Genomic DNA, 3,322 nt, shown 5'->3' on the forward strand with positions numbered 1-3,322 from the left:
CCGCGGTACATCTTTTTGTTAACTTTTTGACTGTGGTCCTGCGGGCGAGCAGCGAAGGTTACGCCACCGGAACGCCAGATCGGGCTCTTGATAGAACCTGAACGCGCACGGCCGGTACCTTTCTGGCGCCACGGCTTTTTACCGGAACCAGTTACTTCGGCACGAGTCTTCTGAGCACGAGTACCTTGACGAGCACCAGCTGCATAAGCAACTACAACCTGGTGTACCAGCGCTTCGTTAAAATCACGACCGAAGGTAGTTTCGGAAACAGTCAGCGCGCTTTGCGCGTCTTTCAATACTAATTCCATTGCTATCTCCTCACGCCTTCACAGCTGGTTTAACAATAAGGTCGCTACCGGTTGCACCCGGAACTGCACCCTTAACCAGCAGCAGGTTGCGCTCAGCGTCAACGCGTACTACATCCAGGCTCTGAACAGTTACACGTTCGTTACCCAGTTGGCCTGCCATTTTCTTGCCTTTGAACACTTTGCCCGGAGTCTGGTTCTGACCGATAGAACCCGGAACACGGTGAGACAAGGAGTTACCGTGGGTAGCATCCTGAGTACGGAAGTTCCAGCGCTTAACAGTGCTAGCAAAACCTTTACCCTTGGAAGTACCGGTAACGTCTACTTTTTTAACTTCAGCAAACAGCTCAACGCTAATGTCTTGACCTACAGTGAACTCTTCGCCTTCTGCAAGACGGAATTCCCAAAGACCACGGCCAGCTTCAACGCCAGCTTTAGCAAAGTGACCAGCTTCCGGCTTGGTTACACGGTTAGCTTTTTTAGCACCAGTGGTCACCTGAACAGCACGGTAGCCGTCGTTAGCCAGGTCTTTAACCTGAGTAACACGGTTTGCTTCTACTTCGATAACGGTTACTGGGATAGAGACGCCATCTTCAGTGAAGATACGGGTCATACCCACTTTTTTACCGACTAAACCAATCATTGTTTCAACCTCTCAATCGTCAATGACCTGATTAACCCAGGCTGATCTGCACGTCTACACCGGCAGCCAGATCCAGACGCATCAGAGCATCAACGGTTTTCTCAGTTGGCTCAACGATGTCAACCAGACGCTTGTGAGTGCGAATTTCGTACTGATCACGCGCGTCTTTGTTGACGTGCGGGGAGATCAGAACGGTAAAACGCTCTTTGCGGGTCGGCAGCGGGATCGGACCACGTACTTGCGCACCAGTGCGCTTAGCAGTCTCGACGATTTCCGCAGTTGATTGATCGATCAGACGATGATCAAACGCTTTCAGGCGGATACGGATTCTTTGGTTCTGCATGAGACCAGAGCTCCAATTATTTTATAAACGAAATGGCCACTACTCACATCCATTACGATTGATGGAGGAGCGTAACCGTTCTTGCGTAGTTCCCCAATTGGGAACATTGTCGACAACAAACTGCATTGTCGGAGTTCATATCGAACCCGCCGTCAATTTTGACAAGCCCGCGCATTATACGTAAATCTGGCAGTGACGCAAGCAGTGTTTATAAATCCGCCGCTTCATCTCGCGAGCAAGACCGCAATCCCTAATGCAAACCTGCATACGGATGCGATTCACTGGAACCCTCCTCGAGTATCTTTTCGTACTCACTTGCCTCGTTTTTGCGTTCTATCAACACTCACCACATCTTGCGAACCATAGGCACATGCACATGCAGGCCATAACACTTTGCTTCATTTTCCTCTATTGCTTGTTAACGTTGCTACTTGCCTGGCAAGACGCAACGACGGGTCTTTTGCCTGATAGACTCACCTGTCCTCTGCTCTGGAGTGGTTTGCTCTTTCATTTAGTTATTCAGCCTGAAAGACTCGCGACTTCCGTTCTCGGGGCAATGACAGGCTATTGTTCACTGGCGGCACTTTACTGGTTGTATCGGGGGATTCGTCATCAGGAAGGACTGGGGTACGGCGATGTGAAATTCTTTGCAGCACTCGGGGCATGGCTGGAGTGGCAAAAATTGCCCATGCTTATAACGCTTGCCACCGGACTGGCCCTGTTGTTTGTTTGCCTAGTGACACTTGCTCAACGCTCCGGGCGGGCATTAAAAAACCCGCTGCGATTTGGCCCATTTCTGAGCGCAGCGGGTTTGATCTCTGGCTGGCAGAGCTGGATTAATCTTCTACTTTGATCTGTGATTGCAGGTAATTTTGAATACCCAACTTACCTATCAGATCCAGTTCAGTCTCAAGCCAGTCAATGTGCCCTTCCTCATCGGCGAGGATCTCAATCATCATATCGCGACTGACATAGTCATGGACGGTATCCGCGTACGCGATCGCTTCACGCAGATCTTTTGCGCCTTCGAGTTCTAGCCTTAAGTCGGACTGGAGCATTTCTTCGACATCTTCACCGATGCCAAGCTTGCCGAGATCTTGCAGATTTGGGATGCCTTCAAGAAACAAAATACGCTCGATATATTTATCCGCATGTTTCATCTCATCGATGGATTCATGATATTCAACATCGTTGAGGCGAGTCAGGCCCCAGTTCTTGAACATTCTCGCATGGAGAAAGTATTGATTGATTGCGACAAGCTCATTTCCCAATAATTTATTGAGATGACTTATGATTTTAACATCACCTTTCATTATGTAGTCCCTCCGCTTCCACTCATAGAAGCGTAGAACGGGCTACGGGGATGTCAAAAAAAGAACGGGGAAGTTCAGGCTGTCTCTTTAAATTCCGGCATCTGAGTTAATTCGTCTTGCATGATCTCGCGCGCAGCACGGATGCACTTACCGCACTGATTTCCCACGGGAATAAACTTACGGAGTTGTTGAAATGATTGCGGATGGAACTGACGAACCGCCTGCCGAATTTTTTTATCACTTACACCATTACACAAACAAACGTACATGATCGCTCCCGTTCAATTTATGCTCAAAGTGTAAATGAGAATAGTTATGATTACAATAGCACAATTATAGAACCGATGCGGGAGACAGGAGAGAAAATGCAAACAACTGTGACAAGACCTGAATAGCAAATAGCAAAAAGGGCGCCGAAGCGCCCTTTTTTATTCAAAACTAATTAACGAGTAATTAGCTCAGAACTTTAGCAACAACGCCCGCACCTACAGTACGGCCGCCTTCACGGATTGCGAAACGCAAGCCGTCATCCATCGCAATTGGGTGGATCAGGGTCACAACCATCTGAATGTTGTCACCTGGCATTACCATCTCTACGCCTTCTGGCAGTTCGATGGTACCGGTCACGTCAGTTGTACGGAAGTAGAACTGTGGACGGTAGCCTTTGAAGAACGGAGTATGACGGCCGCCTTCATCTTTGGACAGGATGTACACTTCA

The 3,322-nt window shown here is 48.7% G+C and carries 7 protein-coding genes; 1 reads left to right on the top strand and 6 read right to left on the bottom strand.

Annotated elements, in window-relative coordinates; genetic code table 11:
* The 3 genes from rplD to rpsJ form a co-directional block, all read right to left on the bottom strand.
* A partial coding sequence (gene rplD / locus VH187_RS12290; protein WP_329701738.1) for a 50S ribosomal protein L4 occupies positions 1-308 on the bottom strand: 308 nt, incomplete at its 3' end.
* A gap of 10 nt (positions 309-318) precedes the next feature.
* Complete coding sequence (gene rplC, locus VH187_RS12295) at positions 319-948, bottom strand: 50S ribosomal protein L3 (protein WP_329701739.1); 630 nt, start codon at positions 946-948, stop codon at positions 319-321.
* A 31-nt stretch (positions 949-979) separates the two neighbouring features.
* Positions 980-1,291: a 30S ribosomal protein S10 gene (rpsJ, locus tag VH187_RS12300; protein WP_001181005.1), complete on the bottom strand. Its 312-nt coding sequence runs from the start codon at positions 1,289-1,291 to the stop codon at positions 980-982.
* A 376-nt stretch (positions 1,292-1,667) separates the two neighbouring features.
* On the opposite strand from rpsJ, the gene VH187_RS12305 reads away from it, so the two are divergent.
* Complete coding sequence (locus tag VH187_RS12305) at positions 1,668-2,144, top strand: prepilin peptidase (RefSeq protein WP_329701740.1); 477 nt, start codon at positions 1,668-1,670, stop codon at positions 2,142-2,144.
* Here the strand turns inward: VH187_RS12305 and bfr are convergent.
* The 3 genes from bfr to VH187_RS12320 all read right to left on the bottom strand — a co-directional run.
* A complete protein-coding gene (gene bfr, locus VH187_RS12310; RefSeq protein ID WP_329701741.1) occupies positions 2,128-2,604 on the bottom strand; it encodes a bacterioferritin in 477 nt (158 codons plus the stop codon). The genes VH187_RS12305 and bfr overlap by 17 nt on opposite strands.
* Before the next feature lie 74 nt (positions 2,605-2,678).
* A complete protein-coding gene (gene bfd, locus VH187_RS12315) occupies positions 2,679-2,873 on the bottom strand; it encodes a bacterioferritin-associated ferredoxin (protein ID WP_097164992.1) in 195 nt (64 codons plus the stop codon).
* A gap of 184 nt (positions 2,874-3,057) precedes the next feature.
* Positions 3,058-3,322: EF-Tu C-terminal domain-related protein (locus tag VH187_RS12320; protein ID WP_473964789.1), on the bottom strand; the 265-nt coding region annotated here is incomplete at its 5' end.

The sequence above is a fragment of the Scandinavium sp. genome, assembly GCF_036271055.1.
Classification (GTDB): domain Bacteria; phylum Pseudomonadota; class Gammaproteobacteria; order Enterobacterales; family Enterobacteriaceae; genus Scandinavium.

Coding starts and splice junctions, on each gene's coding strand:
- rplC (WP_329701739.1), bottom strand. CDS start 948: ATGATTGGTTTAGTCGGTAAAAAAGTGGGTATGACCCGTATCTTCACT.
- rpsJ (WP_001181005.1), bottom strand. CDS start 1,291: ATGCAGAACCAAAGAATCCGTATCCGCCTGAAAGCGTTTGATCATCGT.
- VH187_RS12305 (WP_329701740.1), top strand. CDS start 1,668: ATGCAGGCCATAACACTTTGCTTCATTTTCCTCTATTGCTTGTTAACG.
- bfr (WP_329701741.1), bottom strand. CDS start 2,604: ATGAAAGGTGATGTTAAAATCATAAGTCATCTCAATAAATTATTGGGA.
- bfd (WP_097164992.1), bottom strand. CDS start 2,873: ATGTACGTTTGTTTGTGTAATGGTGTAAGTGATAAAAAAATTCGGCAG.